This window comes from [Zimmermannella] bifida NBRC 103089, from assembly GCF_001570925.1.
Lineage (GTDB): Bacteria > Actinomycetota > Actinomycetes > Actinomycetales > Microbacteriaceae > Gulosibacter > Gulosibacter bifidus.
Genome location: NZ_BCSP01000001.1, coordinates 1 through 16,878, shown reverse-complemented (window position 1 = coordinate 16,878; position 16,878 = coordinate 1). Strand labels below are relative to the sequence as shown.

Annotated in this window: 13 protein-coding genes and 1 pseudogene; 8 read left to right on the top strand and 6 right to left on the bottom strand. The window is 61.2% G+C overall.

All coding sequences use genetic code 11. From position 1 onward, the window contains the following. The first annotated feature begins 160 nt into the window (after positions 1–160). Positions 161–3,874: a multifunctional oxoglutarate decarboxylase/oxoglutarate dehydrogenase thiamine pyrophosphate-binding subunit/dihydrolipoyllysine-residue succinyltransferase subunit gene (locus ZBI01S_RS00070; protein WP_281173196.1), complete on the top strand. Its 3,714-nt coding sequence runs from the start codon at positions 161–163 to the stop codon at positions 3,872–3,874. 134 nt (positions 3,875–4,008) lie between these two features. Here the strand turns inward: ZBI01S_RS00070 and ZBI01S_RS00065 are convergent, their stop codons facing one another. Then, positions 4,009–4,278, bottom strand: coding sequence for a zf-HC2 domain-containing protein (locus ZBI01S_RS00065; protein ID WP_066054595.1), 270 nt, complete (start codon positions 4,276–4,278; stop codon positions 4,009–4,011). Next, positions 4,275–5,000: a sigma-70 family RNA polymerase sigma factor gene (locus ZBI01S_RS00060; RefSeq protein ID WP_083524352.1), complete on the bottom strand. Its 726-nt coding sequence runs from the start codon at positions 4,998–5,000 to the stop codon at positions 4,275–4,277. The genes ZBI01S_RS00065 and ZBI01S_RS00060 overlap by 4 nt, the downstream gene beginning before the upstream one ends. Positions 5,001–5,169: 169 nt before the next feature. Here ZBI01S_RS00060 and aroA point away from each other — a divergent pair, with 169 nt between their 5' ends. From aroA to ZBI01S_RS00045, 3 genes are all read left to right on the top strand, one after another. Continuing rightward, positions 5,170–6,663 (top strand): 3-phosphoshikimate 1-carboxyvinyltransferase, encoded by a 1,494-nt coding sequence (gene aroA / locus ZBI01S_RS00055; protein ID WP_083524351.1) that lies wholly within the window; start codon positions 5,170–5,172, stop codon positions 6,661–6,663. Next, the gene (gene rsgA / locus ZBI01S_RS00050; RefSeq protein ID WP_066054592.1) at positions 6,660–7,721 is read left to right on the top strand and encodes a ribosome small subunit-dependent GTPase A; all 1,062 of its coding nucleotides are present in this window, start codon (positions 6,660–6,662) and stop codon (positions 7,719–7,721) included. Before aroA ends, rsgA begins: the two co-directional genes overlap by 4 nt. A gap of 131 nt (positions 7,722–7,852) precedes the next feature. Then, positions 7,853–8,677 carry an inositol monophosphatase family protein gene (locus ZBI01S_RS00045; protein WP_066054589.1) on the top strand — a complete coding sequence of 275 codons (825 nt, stop codon included), beginning with the start codon at positions 7,853–7,855 and terminating at the stop codon, positions 8,675–8,677. Here ZBI01S_RS00045 and ZBI01S_RS00040 read toward each other — a convergent pair. The 3 genes and pseudogenes from ZBI01S_RS00040 to ZBI01S_RS00030 form a co-directional block, all read right to left on the bottom strand. Then, entirely contained in the window at positions 8,674–10,125 is a 1,452-nt protein-coding gene (locus tag ZBI01S_RS00040; protein ID WP_066054586.1) for an MFS transporter, read from the bottom strand. The two genes, ZBI01S_RS00045 and ZBI01S_RS00040, sit on opposite strands and share 4 nt — an antisense overlap. Positions 10,126–10,186: 61 nt before the next feature. Continuing rightward, entirely contained in the window at positions 10,187–10,627 is a 441-nt protein-coding gene (gene aroQ, locus ZBI01S_RS00035; protein WP_066054583.1) for a type II 3-dehydroquinate dehydratase, read from the bottom strand. 116 nt (positions 10,628–10,743) lie between these two features. Then, a pseudogene (locus ZBI01S_RS00030) lies at positions 10,744–12,009 on the bottom strand (MFS transporter); the annotation flags it as partial. Positions 12,010–12,385: 376 nt separating this feature from the next. Between ZBI01S_RS00030 and ZBI01S_RS00025 the strand changes: the two are divergent. The 4 genes from ZBI01S_RS00025 to ZBI01S_RS00010 all read left to right on the top strand — a co-directional run bounded on the left by ZBI01S_RS00025 (position 12,386) and on the right by ZBI01S_RS00010 (position 16,544). Beyond that, a complete protein-coding gene (locus ZBI01S_RS00025; RefSeq protein WP_083524350.1) occupies positions 12,386–13,207 on the top strand; it encodes a tRNA threonylcarbamoyladenosine dehydratase in 822 nt (273 codons plus the stop codon). A gap of 2 nt (positions 13,208–13,209) precedes the next feature. After that, positions 13,210–14,052 carry a TatD family hydrolase gene (locus tag ZBI01S_RS00020; protein WP_066054579.1) on the top strand — a complete coding sequence of 281 codons (843 nt, stop codon included), beginning with the start codon at positions 13,210–13,212 and terminating at the stop codon, positions 14,050–14,052. A gap of 270 nt (positions 14,053–14,322) precedes the next feature. Then, positions 14,323–15,090 (top strand): hypothetical protein, encoded by a 768-nt coding sequence (locus ZBI01S_RS00015; RefSeq protein WP_159421314.1) that lies wholly within the window; start codon positions 14,323–14,325, stop codon positions 15,088–15,090. 251 nt (positions 15,091–15,341) lie between these two features. Next, entirely contained in the window at positions 15,342–16,544 is a 1,203-nt protein-coding gene (locus ZBI01S_RS00010; protein ID WP_174519828.1) for a type IIL restriction-modification enzyme MmeI, read from the top strand. Between the two features lie 119 nt (positions 16,545–16,663). On the opposite strand, the gene ZBI01S_RS09980 is transcribed toward ZBI01S_RS00010, so the two are convergent. Next, positions 16,664–16,878 (bottom strand): hypothetical protein (locus tag ZBI01S_RS09980; RefSeq protein ID WP_222822349.1); only part of this gene is annotated, 215 nt, incomplete at its 5' end.

The window sequence follows — 16,878 nt, the reverse complement described above, 5'->3', positions numbered from 1 at the left end:
GGCGTACCTTTACGAGGATTCACGCCATTTCAAGGCAAGAAGACAAACGACGGCTAGGCTTGTCCGTCGAGAAAGTAACGACATGCGGTGTATGCGCATGACGTGACTGGCAATGAAGCAAGGTCTCGAACAGTAGGCGGCGGAAGGCGGCGATTGGCGCGTGGCGACCAACAACCTCGAGGGGACTCCTAGGCAGGGAGTAACCGACTTTGGTGCAAATGACTGGCTCGTAGAGGAGATGTTCGCGAAGTTCCGCGAGGATCGCACGAGCGTCGACAAGGCCTGGTGGCCGACCCTCGAACGCTACGCGGCGTCGCTTGATCGCACGCCAAAGCCCAGCGACACTGCAGGCGCGTCGCAGCCAAGTGCATCCGCCGCGAACACGACTCAGCCCGCCGGAGCCCAGGGCAACGCCGCCCACGGCACCGAGACGTCGACGTCGAAGCCCGCGCGCACGACCGCCCGCCCGGCACGCGAACGCCCCATCCCAGCTGAGGCCCCATCGAATCCGAAACCGGCCGAGCCAGAGCAAGAAGCGCGGGTAACGCCACTTGCGGGTATCTCCAAAGCGATCGCAAAGAACATGGATACCTCGCTCGAGATTCCAACCGCGACGAGCTATCGCGATGTGCCGGCAAAACTCCTGATCGATAACCGCATCGTGATCAACAACCACCTTCGTCGCACCCGCGGTGGCAAGGTGTCGTTTACGCACCTGGTCGGCTACGCCCTCGTGCAGGCACTGGCGAAGCAACCAGACCTCAACGTGTATTACGACGTCGTGGATGGCCGTGCCTCGCGAGTCTCCCCCGCGCACGTCAACCTCGGAATCGCGATTGATGCCGTGTCTGATGACGGAACCCGCAGCCTGATCGTGCCGAGCATCAAGCAAGCCGAGCGGATGAACTTCCGCGAGTTCCACGCCGCGTTCGAATCGCTAATTGACAAGGCCCGCGACGGCAAGCTCACTGCTGCTGACCACGCCGGTACCACGATCACCATCACCAACCCGGGTGTCATCGGCACGGTGCACTCGGCACCGCGCCTGCTTCGCGGTCAGGGCTCGATCATTGGCGTCGGTGCCCTCGACTACCCCGCCGCGTTCCAGGGCATGGCTCAAGAGAACATCGACACGATGGCGATTTCGAAGCGCCTCATGCTGTCGTCCACCTACGACCACCGCGTCATCCAGGGTGCCGCGTCGGGCGAGTTCCTCGCGAGTGTGGCCGAACTGCTGATGGGCGGCGAGAACTTCTACGAACGCATCTTCTCGTCGCTGCGCATCCCCTACCGCCCGATTATCTGGTCGAAGGACCACTTCGTCGACCCTGCCGACGCAATTAACAAGACCGCGCGCGTGCAGAGCGTCATCAACATGTACCGCGTGCGCGGTCACCTGATGGCGGACACCGATCCGCTCGAGTACGTTCAGCGCACGCACCCCGACCTCGAGATCGAGTCGCACGGCCTCACATTCTGGGACCTCGAGCGACTGTTTGTGACCGAGAACTTCAGTTCGAAGCGCCTAATGAAACTGCGCGATGTGCTCGGTATTCTGCGCGACACGTACTGCCGCACGATCGGCATCGAGTACATGTTCATTCCCGAACCCGAACTGCGCACGTGGTTCCAGCGGGAACTCGAACACCCGTATACGCCACCGACGCACGACCAGCAGCTGCGCATCCTGAAGAAGCTGAACCAGGCAGAAGCGTTCGAAACGTTCCTGCAGACGAAGTACGTCGGCCAAAAGCGCTTCTCACTTGAGGGCTCTGAGTCGCTGATCCCACTGCTCGATCAGATCGCGCAAGATGCGATTGACGCGGATATTCGTGAGCTCGCCATCGGTATGGCACACCGCGGTCGGCTGAATGTGCTCACCAATATCGCGGGTAAGACGTACCGCCAGGTGTTCCGCGAGTTCGAGGGCGCCCAGGCAGGCAAGGTTGTTGGCTCGGGTGACGTGAAGTACCACCTCGGTATTGAAGGCACCTACACCGGCATGGATGGCCGGGAACTGCCCATCTACTTGGCTGCGAACCCATCGCACCTCGAAGCCGTGAACGGTGTGCTTGAAGGCATCGTGCGCGGCAAGCAAGACCGTCTCGGCCCCGGCAACTTCGACGTGCTCCCCGTGCTCGTTCACGGTGACGCCGCGATGAGCGGTCAGGGTGTCGTCTACGAGACCATGCAGATGTCGCAATTGCGCGGCTACCGCACCGGCGGCACGATCCACGTCGTCATCAATAACCAGGTTGGTTTCACCACCACGCCGCAGGATGCCCGCTCCTCGATGTACGCGACCGACGTCGCGAAGGCGATTCAGGCTCCGGTATTCCACGTGAACGGTGACGACCCTGAGGCAGTCGCGCACGTCGCGTCGCTCGCATTGAAGTTCCGCCAGAAGTTCAACCGCGATGTCGTTATCGACCTCATCTCGTACCGCCGCCGCGGTCACAATGAGGGCGATGACCCATCGATGACGCAGCCCATCATGTACGACCTCATCGAGGCCAAGCGCTCGGTGCGAAAGATCTACGCCGACAACCTCATGGGTCGTGGCGACATCACGACCGAAGAGTTCGAAGCCCACCAGGTGGAGTTCCGTGCCGAGCTCGAGCGTGCGTTCGCCGAAACACACGATTCGCACACGGCACCGATTTCGGCCAAGGAACTGTCAACGGTCGGTGCGAACGAAGAGCTGCACACGTCGGAGCCCGCATCCACCGGTGTCGACCAGTCCGTGCTTGACACGATCGGTCAGGCGCACCAGAACATGCCCGAGGGCTTTACGGTGCACCCGAAGCTCAAGCGTGTGCTGGATGCGCGTGCCCGCATGTCGGCGGAAGGTAACGTCGACTGGGCCTACGCTGAGCTGCTGGCCTTGGGGTCGCTGCTACTCGAGGGAACACCCGTTCGCATGTCGGGTCAAGACTCGCGCCGTGGCACGTTCACGCAGCGTCACGCGCTCTTCCACGATCGCAAGACCGACCAAAACTGGTTGCCGCTCCAAAACCTGTCGGAGAACCAGGCTCAGTTCTCGATCTACGACTCGCTGCTCTCGGAGTTCGCGGTGCTCGGTTTTGAATACGGCTACTCGGTAGAACGTCCTGACGCGCTCGTGCTCTGGGAAGCTCAGTTCGGTGACTTCGTCAACGGCGCGCAGACGATTGTGGATGAATTCATTGCTGCCGGTGAGCAAAAGTGGGCGCAACACTCGAGCGTAGTGCTGTTGTTGCCACACGGTTACGAGGGGCAGGGTCCCGACCACTCGTCGGCACGTATCGAGCGGTTCCTCACGCTCGCGGCCCAGCACAACATGACCGTGGCACAGCCCTCAACCCCGGCTAGCTATTTCCACTTGCTGCGTCGTCAGGCCTATGCTCGCCCACGCAAACCACTGATTGTGTTCACACCGAAGTCGATGCTGCGACTTCGCCAGGCCACCAGCAGCCTGGATGTGTTTACGAACGGTGTCTTCGACCCGGTACTCGACGATGCCAACGTCACCGACCCGGCAGCCATTCGTCGCGTCGTGATCCACTCCGGCAAGCTCCACTACGAGCTGCGTCAGCGCCTCGAGAAGGATCCGGCGCCGGTGGCGCTCGTGCGCCTCGAGCAGTACTACCCGCTGCCGAAGGAAGCCCTGATCAACACCATCAACCGGTACCCGAATGCCGATGTCGTTTGGGCGCAGGAAGAACCTGCCAACCAGGGTGCGTGGCCGTTCCTGTACACCAACCTGGCACCGGCACTCGACCGCGAGCTGATTCCGGTAACCCGACCCCGCGCATCCGCCCCGTCAGTGGGCACCATGCGAATGCACAAGGAGCAGCAGGATGAGCTCATTCGCGAGGCGCTCGGCCTCGACTAGGGCCGCAGCAACCCGTTAACAAACCGGGCGCACCCACGTCTTGGGTGCGCCCGGTTTGTTGCGTTCGCAGCGCCCGTGCTGCGAGGTCCGCGCTGCTCGGCTCACGCCTGTTGCCGGTTAGCTCCTGTCGTCGGCTAGTCTTTGTTGCCGGGAGCGGCGTTGCCGCAATGCGCGCGCAAGAACGATGCGACCTTGTCGCGCAGGTCTGCCGGTGCCGGTTCGTCGGCGCAGCAGCGCTTGACGGTCTGCGTGATCACCAGCTCCATCCGTGCCTCCTCATCGCAATCGGGGCAATCTTGCAGATGGGTGTTGATCTCGGAGCGATCCTTGTCACACAGTTCGCGGCGAAGGAAATCCGCCAGCTGTTCGCGGGCCTGTTCGCAGCCACAGTCATGACTCGTCATTTGGCAGTTCCCTTCGTTGTTTTCGCGGTGGTGACAACATCATTCGTCGTGCCAATGCCGTATTCCCGCGCGTACTCACGCAATTGTTCTCGCAGGATGCCCCGGCCTCGGTGCAGTCGCGACATCACGGTGCCAGTCGGTGTGCCCATGATTTCCGCAATCTCGCGGTAGCTGAATCCCTGCACATCGGCGAGCAAGACCGCCTGTCGATAGTCATCTGGCAGCGCCGCCAGCGCGTCCTTAACTACATCCGCCGGCAGGTTCTCAACGGCTTCGAGTTCTGCTGAACGCGAGTGGTTCTGAGCGGTGTACGACTCGGCGCCGCCGACCTGCCAATCCTCGAGTTCTTCGAGCGGGTTTTCGTATGGCCGCCGCTGCTGTTTGCGGTACTCGGTGATGTAGAGGTTCGTTTGGATGCGGTACAGCCACGCCCGCAGGTTGGTGCCCTGTTTGAACGAAGCGAACGCCGTCAGCGCTTTGGCGTAGGTTTCTTGCACCAAGTCCTCGGCGTCACTCCGATTGCGCGTCAATCGCATGGCATGGCCGTAAAGCTCGTCCAAGAACGGCATGGCCTGCTGCGCGAATGCGAGATTGAGCGCCGTTCGGTCTGCCACCGACTGCTCCAGTTCCGGCGCAGGCTGTGCTGGCCCAGATTGTGTGTGCACGGCCTGGGCATCAGCGTCGGATGCGGGTCTCGCGTCCGGTGCGGTCGTTGCCGTCATGAAGCTCCAGGTTCTTGGTTTGGGGTATTGCCGAATGGGTATTTAATGCGGCTCGATCTGTTCAGTCTACGAACTCGGCCTGCGACACCGGCCTGCAGAGTCGTTTGCCGCTGGGATTCGGGCGTGCTTCCCTACTCCCCAGCATCAAGGCCGACTACTGTTACAACTGATGCAGATCTTCAATTATTCCGGCGACGATTTTGACCTGTACGGCCAGTTCGGTGGCGACACGGACACCGCGACCGGCCCGTGGAGCGCACCGCAGACGGGCGGCCCCATTGACGCGACCGTGCGCATCCCCGGCTCAAAGTCGCTGACCAACCGCGAGCTCATCCTGGCAGCGCTCGCTGCAGAGCCAACGGTGTTGCGCGGTGCGCTGCTCGCCCGCGACACCCGATTGATGATCAGCGCCCTCGAAAAGCTGGGCGTCGACATTGAGGTCAACCACGATCGCCATGGCACTCCCACCATCACCGTGACTCCCCCAGACGAATTCTCGGGTGCCGTAGATATTGACTGCGGTCTGGCCGGCACCGTCATGCGGTTTGTGCCGACGGTCGCAGCCCTCGCGCTCGGCCCGGTGACGTTCGACGGCGACGAGGGCGCGCGCCTGCGCCCAATGGGCGGCACCCTGCAGGCGCTGCGTGCATTGGGCGTGCAGGTTCGCGACGACGGTCGCGGCCGCCTGCCATTCTCGATTTTCGGCACCGGCAGCATTACCGGCGGCGACATCGAGATCGATGCGAGCGCATCCAGTCAGTTTGTCTCGGGCCTGCTGCTCTCGGCACCTCGCTTCGACGAGGGGCTCACGCTGCGTCACACCGGCGCAGGGCTGCCGTCGCTCCCCCATATCGAGATGACGCTGGCAACGTTGCGCGCACGAGGTGTTGACGCCCGCACCATTGACGAACGCACCTGGCGGGTCGAGCCCGGCCCGATTCGCGGTGGCGATATTGTCATCGAGCCCGACCTCTCAAACGCGGCACCGTTCTTGATCGCGGCGGTGGTCTGCGGCGGAACCGTACGCATCCCCGATTGGCCGACGACGACCACGCAGGTCGGCGACCACCTGCGCGAGCTGCTCGCACCGTTCGGAGCCGAGTGCACGCTCGACGATCGTGCCCTCACCTGCACGGTGGCAAACGGCATCGCCCAAGGCGCCGAGATTTCTGGAGCCGACCTCAACCTCGAGCACGCGGGCGAACTCGCACCCAATCTCGCGGCCCTGCTCGCGCTGTGCCACGGTCCGTCGACGCTCACGGGTATCGCCCACCTGCGCGGCCACGAAACCGACCGCCTCGCCGCACTCGCCGCCGAGCTGAGCCGTGTTGGCTGCCAAGTCACCGAGCTCGAAGACGGCCTGCACATCGTTCCGAGTGCACGCAACGCCGCGCTCTGGCAGTGCTATGCCGATCACCGCATGGCAACATCCGGGGCAATTATGGGGCTCGTGACCGACGGCATCACCGTCGACGACATCGAGTGCACCTCAAAGACGCTGCCCGATTTTGCCGAGATGTGGTGCTCCATGCTCGGTGTGGATGCGGCAGCATCGGCGGATACGTCCGTGCGCGACGAGTTCATCCACTTTGATGTGCCGCAGCGTTCGACGCCATCAACCGATACCTCGACCAGCACAGATCGCCCCGGAGACGCCCGGTGAACTGGCGCCTAACCGATGCCTACGACGAGTACGGCGACTTCAGCGAAGACGACGTACGCATTCGTCCTCCCCGCAAAGGTTCGAAGCCGCGCACCAAGCAGCGTCCCACCCATGATGACGCCGTAACCGGGTTCGTTGTGACCGTTGACCGCGGCCGCTACACCTGCGTGCTTGAACACGATGAAGATGTCTACGTCACAGCCGCCACCGCCCGCGAATTGGGACGCGGTGCCGTCGTTGTCGGCGACCGTGTCGCGCTCGTTGGCGACGTTTCGGGTGAACCGGGGTCGCTCGCCCGCATTGTTCGGGTCGCCGAGCGCGAAACACTGCTGCGACGAAGCGCCGACGACACCGACCAGGTCGAGCGCATCATCGTCGCCAACGCCGACCAGCTCTGCGTGGTCGTCGCCGCCATCAACCCAGAGCCACGCCCGCGGCTGATCGACCGCTACTTGATCGCTGCCTACGATGCCGGCATCGAACCGATCCTGGTCATCACGAAAACCGACCTGCATCCTGCCGACGAGCTGCGCGCGCTGGTCGAGCCGCTCGGTGTGCCGGTGTTCACTTCGGCGATCAATGAGGAGCCCAGCGACGAACTGCTTGATGCCCTCGCTGGCCACACCACCGTCATGGTCGGCCACTCGGGTGTGGGCAAGTCGACACTCGTGAACGCGCTCGTGCCCGATGCCGACCGTGCCACCGGGCACGTGAACGCGGTGACCGGTCGCGGCCGGCACACCTCGAGCTCGTCGCTCGCATTGCCGCTGCCCGAGGGCGGTTGGATCATCGATACGCCGGGTGTCCGCTCGTTTGGGCTTGGCCACGTTGACGCCAACGCCATCACCGATGCGTTCCCCGCAATCGCCAACGTGGTCGACGAATGTCCGCGCGGCTGTACGCACCGTGCCTCCAGCCCCGATTGCGAGCTCGACGCCGCAATTGCAGCAGGCGACTTGGATGCGCTGTCGACGATGCGCGTGCATTCCATTCGCCGGTTGCTCGATTCGCTGGCACCCGAGCCGGTCGCGGATGCGGGTGACTCACCCTCGCCGTAATCGCACATGGCGCACACGGTCACGATCGCGACCGCCTCGCTACCTGACCGCTGCGCGAACGAGGCTGCGCATCCACCGAACATTCGGCGCGGTTGCCCGCAATCGCGCGGATCTCGGGCCATACTCATGACATGGCTCTCGAACTGCTGCACCCCATCACCGCCGACCTCCGTCTCGCGCGTCAACTCGCCGATATCGCGGATGCGGTTTCGATGGAATATTTCAACTCGCGTGACCTTGGTGTCTACGTCAAGGAAGACCGCACGCACGTCACCGACGGCGACCGCGCAGTTGAGGAGGCCATTCGCGCGAAGCTTGCCGAGGAACGCCCGAGCGACTCGGTGTACGGCGAGGAGTTCGGTACTGAGGGCTCGTCGCGTCGACAGTGGATCATTGACCCGATCGACGGCACCGCGAACTTCATGCGCGGTGTGCCAATTTGGGCAACGCTGATTTCGCTCGTCATCGATGGCCGCCCCGAGGTGGGTGTGGTCTCGGCTCCCGCGCTGAACCGTCGCTGGTGGGGCGCGACCGGACTCGGCGCCTACCTTGACGACGACCTTGCCGATTCGGACACCGCTACGGATCGCCGCATCGAGGTGTCGGCGGTATCGCGCCTCATGGACTCGCAGTTCAGCTACGGTTCGCTGCAGTACTGGCTGCAAAACGACAACCTCGCACCAATCGTGGAGTGCTGCGAAACCGTTTGGCGGTCGCGCGCCATTGGCGATTTCTGGCCGTACATGCTCGTCGCCGAAGGGTCGTTCGACATCGCCTGCGAACTCGACCTCGAGCCGTACGACATGGCCGCGCTCGTACCCATCGTGCAAGAGGCCGGCGGTACGTTCACGTCAATCGATGGCAAGGAGGGCCCGTGGCACGGTTCCGCACTCGCCACGAACGGGCTCATGCACGACGAAGTCCTCGAAATTTTCCGTCGCCACGCACGCAGCTAGGCCTGCGGGGAAGCCGCGGCTGACTCATTCCCCTTCGAACCGACGACGTCGATGTAGGCAACGAGCGTCGCGAGCAGCGCCGCGGCGATCAGGATGCACATAGCAGCGACGTAGCCCTGTCGTGCGCTCGCCTCGGTGCGGTCAACGTAGGCCGCAAAGAACGTTGATGCGGCCAGGGCGATACCCAAGGCGTTGCCGACCCGCTGGCCTACCTGCATCATCGATCCGGCAACGCCCGCCTGCGTAACTGGCACGTCCTTCACAGCACGCATCTGGTTGGCGGGCATCAGCAACCCGGGCCCCACACCAACGAACGTCAGCACGATACCCATGAGCCACGGGGTGAGTTCGGGTGACGCGAACTGGCCCACGAGCATGAGTCCGGCTAGGCCAAGTGTGAAGATGGCGATACCGATGAGCACCATCACCTTCGCGTGCGCGAAAGTGTACTTACCGGCTGTTGCCGAGACGGCTGCCGATACCAGGGCGTACGGCACGGTAATCAGCCCGACAATTACCGGCTCGTGACCGAGTCCCATCTGCACGTACTGCGTCATGATGAAGAACGTCGGCGGCATGATCACAAAGAACAATGAGCCGATGATGACGCCCCAGCGATACGAGGGCAGTTTGAACAGCTCGAGGTTGACGGCCGGACTCTTACCCTGGCGCGCGTAGCGGCGTTCCCAGAGTACGAATGCCACGGCCGGAATCACCGCGGCCACCGCTAGCCACCAGCGCGCGGGGTCATCGGCGCTCGTGCCAGTGGTGAGTACCAGCGGTGTCATCACCAGCAGCACTGCGGTTGCGAGCAGCGCGACACCGAATAGGTCAAGGTTGAGTTTGCGGGCGTGCGGTTGCTGTGCGGGAAGGAACCAGAACGCGAACGCGACGATGGCCACGCCGAGGGGCAGGTTCATCCCGTAGATTGCGCGCCAGCCGAGCTCTTCGCCGAGTGCGCCAATCAGCATGCCGCCAATCGTTGGTCCGAATGCGGTGCCGAGACCGATTGAGGCACCGAAAATACCGAATGCCTTGCCTCGTTCCTTGCCCTGGAACATCTGTTGGATAAACCCGATGACCTGCGGCATGAGGGTACCGGCGGCAACACCCTGCACGAGTCGCCCGATCACGAGCAGCTCTGCAGATGGCGCGAGCGTGCATCCCAAACTTGCCAGCGTGAACAGGATCGCGCCGATCAGAAACATCGACTTTCGTCGCCAGATGTCACCGAGTCGACCGGCGGGTACGAGCACGATACCGAACGCGAGCACATAGCCCGCGACGATCAGCTGTGCCTGCGAGCTCGAGGCGCCGAGCGAATGCTCGATCGGCGCGATCGCCACGTTGATTTTCACCATGTCGAGCACGGTGGCAATGGCTGCCGCGATGCAGACCGCGAACGCGGGCCAGCGGCGGGCAGATTCAGGTTGCGTCGACGAAATCACTGAGGCAGTCTACGCCCGGTTGCGCTAGCTCGTTGTGGATGCGTTCAGTCGCGCCGTGCGCCTAGTGGTTGTTTGCGAGGTACTCGAGTGCGAACTCGTAGCCGAGCGTGCCGGCACCCGCGATGACCGCGGCGGCTTGCGGGCTGATGAACGAGTGATGACGGAACGACTCGCGTCGGTAGACGTTCGAGATGTGCACTTCGACGACGGGAAGCTCTGCGTATTCGAGCGCGTCGTGAATCGCGACCGAGGTGTGTGTGTAGGCGCCTGCGTTGATGATAATGGCGCGGTTGCGCTCGCGAGCCTGCTGGATACGCTCGACGAGTTCACCCTCGTGGTTTGACTGCACGAACTCCACCTCAAGACCGAGCGCAGCGGCGCGCTTGCGGCAGGATGCTTCGACGTCGGCAAGCGTCTGCGTGCCGTACACCTCGGGGTTGCGGGTGCCGAGCGTATTCAAGTTCGGGCCGTTGAGGATGAGCACTGGTGTCGTCGCAGTCATGGTGCGATTCTATGCGGTGCAGGTTCCGGGGCAGCTATCCCCCGCCTGCCGCACGTGCAAACGAAGCCGCCCGCATCGACGGGTGGCCGATGCGGGCGGATGAATGCGGCAGCGCGTTACTTTGCTGCAGTTTCGTAGGCGTGACCTTGCTCGAGGTCGAGGTGGGTTGTTGCCTTGTTGCGCATCACCACGAGCGTGGTGATGAGGGTGATTGCGATGGCAATCATGACGTATGCCGCGAAAGCGCCCATCGCGTCATTCGTCTTCGCCCAGTCCTGAATCATTGGCGAGGTACCGCCGAAGATCGAGTTAGCGAGGCCGTAGCCGAGGCCCACACCGAGCGCACGAATGTGTGCCGGGAAGAGTTCTGCCTTGAAGATGGCGTTAATCGAGGTGTAGGCGGTCAGGACCACGTACGACACGCAGAGGATTAGGAACGAGACCCAGATGTTCGACTGAGCCGGCATCCAGAACACGAATGGGATGACCATGAGCAGGCCGGTGAAACCGAAGAACAGGAAGACTGGCTTGCGACCAATCTTGTCAGAAAGCAGACCACCAAGCGGCTGAAGGCACATCAGGAAGATCAGGCTGAGCAACACGACAGTGTTAGCGAGCTGCGGGTCTTGTTCGGCAAAGGTCTTCTTGATGGTGTTTGGACCGGTCACTGAGAACGTGTAGAACGCGACGGTGCCACCGAGCGTAAAGAGGAAGCAGACCAGCAGCGGCTTCCACTGGTTGGTAAACAACTCACGCAGCGTACCGCTCTGGGTGATGACGCCGGTCTTGACGCCGTCGAGGTAATCCTTCGAGAGCGACTCGTCCATCGTGGTTCGCAGCCAGAACACGACCACCGCAGCTACGGCGCCGATCGCGAACGGTACGCGCCAGCCCCAGGCCGTGAGCTGTTCGGCCGACATAAACGACTGCATAATGAACAGCGTCAGCTGTGCGAGCACGTGGCCACCGACAAGCGTGACGTACTGGAAACTCGAGAAGAAGCCGCGTCGGTTCGCGGTTGCTGCCTCGGACATATAGGTCGCGGAGGCCGCATATTCACCACCGGTTGCAAATCCCTGGATGAGGCGCAGCGCCATGAGCATGACGAGTGCCCAAACACCAATGTCCTCGCGGGTTGGCAGCAGCGCGATGCAACCCGATGCCACCGCCATGATTGTGACCGCGACCGTGAGCGATGCCTTGCGCCCGTGGCGGTCAGCGAAGCGACCAAAGAACCAGGCACCGACGGGGCGGGCGACAAACGTTACCGCGAAGACCGCCCAGGCCATCACATCCGATGACTCACTTGCGGTGTCGAAGAAGTGCGGCTTGAAGAAGGAGAGAAATACGGAATAGGTGTAGACGTCGTACCACTCGACGAGGTTGCCGAGCGACCCCTTGAGGGTATTGCCGACCGCCTGACGTGTGGTCTAGGGTGTCGCGAGTTGAGTCATCGTTGACCTTTGCTATGTGGGTTATGCGCAGTGGCATAACGAACGAGTTTAGGGACAGGGATTGCTTCGCGGCATCCGTACACAGCGGCACTTGTGGCAGACGGCACAGATATGACCTGCAACATTGAACACTGAACTAAACCGATTTGCCAACCACCAACCAGCGAATATGCGCAATGAATCTCCATACGTTGTAGCGGCAAGTCCCCGGTGCACGCTCCCCGTTCAACGCCGAAGATGGTTCACGTGACTTGGTGCGGGCAGGTACATTTGAGCGGCAGGTTTTGGTATCGGAAGGGGTGCAATGGCACACAGCGAACGATTTGCAAGGTTGCGCCTCTTGCTCGGCGATGCGGGGTTGGATGCGCTGCAAGACGCCACGGTCATGGTGCTCGGTCTCGGTGGGGTCGGGTCGGCCTGCGCGCAAGCCCTTGCTCGCGGCGGCGTCGGAAATCTCATCGTGCTTGATCGCGACGTTGTAGAGGCCAGCAATATCAACCGTCAGGCCATCGCCTTCGAATCAACGATTGGCAGGGTTAAAGCGGACCTCATGCGCGAGATGATCGCCGACATTAACCCAGATTGCACCGTTCATGCCGAGCAGGTATTCCTCACCCAGGCGAATATCCCGGCAAGCTTGGATGCGTATCCACGTCCCGACTATGTCATCGACTGCATTGATACGGTGACGCAGAAACTGGCCGTCGTGAAGTGGGCGGCAGAGCGCCAAATTCCGCTCTTGGCCTCGATGGGCGCGGCCAACAAGTTGGATCCCTGCAAATTGGAATTCGCCGATATTTTCGAGACCCGAAACTGCATGCTCTCGAAAGTAATTCGCAAAGAATGTCGTGTGCGTGGCATCCGCCGCCTCGAAGTACTGTATTCCACCGAGTTGCCAATGAAGGTCGATGGTGACGGCACCTGGAGTAAGGCCGGCACGCTCGGGTCGATGAGCTACATGCCGCCGGTTATGGGGCAAATGCTTGCCGGTCTCGCTATTCGACGGTTGGCTGGACTCGCGCCGATGGCGCGACCACCGAAGCTGCTGCAGCCGATGAAGGCTGGCGACTTTCAATGGCCAGAGCACGGTGATTCCGGCACCGAAGCGGCCCTGCAGGAAGCCTAATCGTGCCGCATCTGCTCGATACCCACTATCACCTCGACTTCTTGTCGGGTGCGGCTGACTACCGGGCTTTTCTAAAGGCAGCCGTTGCAGCCGGTATCGAAGTGGTCGCGCAAACGCTGACCCCGTCGGCGTTCGTTCGGCTGCGCAACGAACTACAGTCGGTCACCGAAACAGGAGCGTCACTCCCCCGCTGCGCGCTTGGTTTCCATCCCTGGTTTATTGAAAACGACGCACACGCCGATGCCGAATTGCAGGTGTTCGCGGGAGCGGTGCGCCAGACCCGTTTCATCGGCGAAATTGGTCTCGACTTCGCTCCCGCACGTCTGTCTGCCACGCCCGCAGCCCTGCAACAGCGAGTGCTGCGCGAGGTGCTGACAGCCGTGGGCGACGCATCCGCACAAGCGAACGAGCGCGCGCCTTATGTGCTGTCGATTCACGCGGTACGTGCCGCATCCGATGTGCTCGATCTGCTGGATGCGGCCGGTACGTGGGATCAGCACGTCGCGCCGGTGTTTCACTGGTTTTCAGGCACGAGTGACGAACTCACGCGGCTGATTCGTTCCGGAGGGTTTATCTCGGTGAACCCGCGAATGCTCGCGAGCAAACGTGGCCGTGCCTATGTCGCCCAGGTGCCGGCAGACCGGTTGCTGCTCGAAAGCGATCTGCCCGACGCGCCGATCGCCGCCGATACCAGCGATGCGAGCCAGGATGCGGTGGTGCGCGAAATTTCGCACCTCCGCGAATCGTTGCACCAGACCCGCACGACGTTGCAAGGCCTTTGCGGGCCGGATGTGCTCGATCAGATCAACGCCACATCAACCAAACTGTTCGATATGCCCAGCTAACGTGCGCCGCGGACCGGTATGTGCGCGGCCCTTTGGGTCACGTTAATGACCTAATGTGAGCGGAAAATTGCGCACGCTGGAGGTATTGCTGTGTCAGCCAAATCTGGGGCATCGACGCCAAATCGGGAATTCGGTCTTCCCGCGAATCTCATTGTGGTTGTGCTTGTCGTACTCACCGGGATTGCCGGCTTCAGATTGATTTCAGAGACCAGCCTCATGCAACGGCTTGTGTTCGAGTCAGTGTCACGCGATGGCGGGCACAGGTTAGTCGTGCACGACCGCGGTACCGCCGGACTGTTTGGCCCAGCCACCATTCGCATCCGCGTCTATGAAGTGAATCAAGACAGCTCATGGCTTTCGAGCGACCGCGAACTTCATCAATTCGAAACCCGTGTTGCAAATGATGGGGCTGCAATTGGCGAAGAAAACTTCTTCGTGTCTTGGCAGCCGAACGCTGTTTCGCTCACGCTGACTGGTGATGAGCAGACGCCCCTCACTTGTGCGTTTTATTTCGATGGCACTCGGGAATGCGAGCGGCACTTCCCTGCCCCGCCGCAGGAAACGCCCACGCCATCGGACACGACGACATCACCCCAGGCCTCCGATATCACTGAGCCCAGCGAATCAACCGGGCTTGCCGAGACCGCATCCCCTCGCGACCCCAGCCCGCCCGAGATTCCGGTTGCCGAAGACCGACAGATGCCACCAAACCTCCGCGAAAACCCCGAAGTGGGTTGGCAGGTACCGGCGATGGAAGCGATCGTGGCCGATGCCGAGCTGCTCGGCATCGAGGTCGGTGCACCGGTGTTTGATATGAACGCTCGCGCTGATCTATTCGTGCGGGTGAATGAGGGAACCAGCGCCGATGGCGTGCCGTTCCAAGACCGGCTGTTCCATAAGAAGACAACGCAACAGGACGGCCAAGAGCTGTATCTCATTCGCGTGTACACCGGCGAGCAGGGAAATACGATATTTGACGAGCCCCTGGGCGAATTTCGCTACGACCCCGCAACTGGCGAAACCAGTCGCATAGATTAATGCGACATGCATACGATTCCGCGACGATAGTCGTCGATTGGCGCGCATTCATCTCAAGCAATCGGATGCAGTAATGCAATACCGACACTTCGTCTCCGATGCGGATGCGGGGTCGTAGGCCGGTGCGAACATCAAGGTGTCGACAAGTCGCGGCGACACACACCCATCGGCGGTTAGATACTGCCGACATCGCGCGCGCTTCAACTTAAAGTAAGGGATATCTTCCACACCCACCACTGACGGGAGCTTTCATGCCAATGACCACCGAACTGCAGCGCAAGCAAGCAGCGAAGAAGTTTGCGCAAAAGTGGGCCGGTCGCGGCTATGAGAAGGGCGACACCGCCTCATTTTGGCTAGAGCTACTGCGCGACGTCATTGGCATGGAAGATGTCACCACCAACGTTCGGTTTGAGAGCTCGACCACCGACCGCGGCTATATCGACGTAACGATTCGCGATGCCAAGACGGTTGTCGAGCAAAAATCACTCGGGGTCGATCTCGACAAGCCCGAACCTCGTCAGGGCACGATGGTGACACCGTTTGAGCAGGCGAAGCGCTATGCCGACAGCCTTCGGAATTCGGAACGCCCAGACACGATCATCGTTTGTGACTTCAAGTACTTCCGTATTCACGACCTCGATACCGAGCAGCCAGCCAAGTCGTACGAACAGTTCACGCTCGACGAGTTGCCCGAACAGTTGCACTTGCTTGATTTCCTGGTTGACCCGCAATTGGCCCGACGCCGCCGTGAAACCAAGGTGTCGTTGGATGCGGGCGCATTGATTGGCAAGCTCTACGACCTCGTGCGCAAGCAGTACCTCGACCCAGATTCACCCGAGTCGCAACACTCGCTAAACGTGCTTTGTGTCCGACTCGTGTTTCTGCTGTTTGCGGAAGATGCGGGGCTCTTCCGCAAGGATGCATTCTATCGGTATCTGAAACCAATCCCCGGAGATCGCGCTCGAGGGGCACTCAAAGAACTCTTTGCCTACCTGAAAACGCCGAACGACGAACGTGATCCGTATGCATCGGATGCGCTGAAGGAATTCCCATATGTGAACGGTGGATTGTTTGAGGCAGATGTCGAAATTCCCTCGCTCAATCAGGAGATCGTCGATTTCTTGCTCGATGGAGTCTCCGAGGGCACCGATTGGTCGCAAATTTCGCCCACGGTCTTTGGCGGTGTCTTCGAATCGACACTGAACCCCGAAACTCGACGCTCGGGTGGGATGCATTACACCTCACCCGAGAATATTCACCGGGTCATTGGACCACTGTTCCTCGATGGGCTTAAGGCAGAACTCGAGAGCATCCTCAGCGATAACAGTCTTGGACAGCGTGCGCGTCGGAATCGTCTCAACGCGTTTCACGACAAGATTGCTGGACTCACGTTCTTCGAAACTTTCATGCCACGACGGATACAAACGCGCGCGAACTACGATTTAGCCGCCTGACTGGTTCACTCCCCAACCCATGAGTAATTTGAGAGAATGTCATTCAACCGACGACTTAGGGGCAAGTAATGACTCGCGAAAACAGACAACTCGATGCAAAGGAAATAAGCGTCGGCAGGCTACTTAACGATGGAGACTACGAGTTTGTCATCCCTGAATACCAACGCCCTTATGCCTGGGGCGTCGAAGAAACCCTGCAGCTCCTTTCCGACTTGCTGGGGGCGTTGGAGCGTGACACCGATGATCCCTAATTCCTTGGATCCGTCGTCTTGGTCAAAGACCCTAACAACCCCCACGCTGAGGTCATCGACGGGTAGCAACGACTGACTACCCT